Origin of the sequence: Acinetobacter sp. S40 (assembly GCF_016624705.1) — a bacterium.
Taxonomy (GTDB): Bacteria; Pseudomonadota; Gammaproteobacteria; order Pseudomonadales; family Moraxellaceae; genus Acinetobacter.
Genome location: NZ_JACVTU010000042.1, coordinates 1 through 529, shown reverse-complemented (window position 1 = coordinate 529; position 529 = coordinate 1). Strand labels below are relative to the sequence as shown.

The window sequence follows — 529 nt, the reverse complement described above, 5'->3', positions numbered from 1 at the left end:
CCATCCAGTGATTGAATGACTTGTTCTTTGGAAGAGGGAATAACTTTGCCTGTACCTGTAGAAACTTCTTCGAGTTTAAATAACCATGCCCAAAGCAATAAGACCAGTAAGCCAATACCAATAATCCAGATCACTAAACTGGCACGAGGTAATGGTGGCTCTTTGTAGGACACTTTTAAAGAACGTTTTGGGCGTTGTAATTGATCACTCATGAACGTGCTCCTTGTCCTGCTGGAATCTGTTGTGCTGCGGATTGTCCATGAAGAATCTGATCACGAGGCCCATCCATTACTATTTTTCCGTCACTGACTACGATGATTCGGTCAACCAGTTCCAGTACCGCGCGTCGGTGCGTGGCTACAATCAAGGTACGATGTCCAAGCCATGTTTTTAGATGATCAATCAGCATTTTTTCAGAAACGTCATCAATGGATGCCGTCGGTTCATCCAGTAATAAAATATTCGGTTGTCGGATGAGGAGTCGAGCCAATAACAAGGCTTGACGCTGTCCACCGGAGAAGCCCACACC

At 45.2% G+C, this 529-nt stretch carries 1 protein-coding gene and 1 pseudogene; both read right to left on the bottom strand.

Translation table 11 applies throughout. The features are described 5' to 3' along the window. Nucleotides 1–212: pseudogene (locus IAE19_RS16480) on the bottom strand (secretion protein HlyD); the annotation flags it as partial. Further along, on the bottom strand, nucleotides 209–529 hold a 321-nt coding region (locus tag IAE19_RS16475; RefSeq protein ID WP_200461978.1), incomplete at its 5' end, for an ATP-binding cassette domain-containing protein. The gene IAE19_RS16475 and the pseudogene IAE19_RS16480, both read right to left, overlap by 4 nt.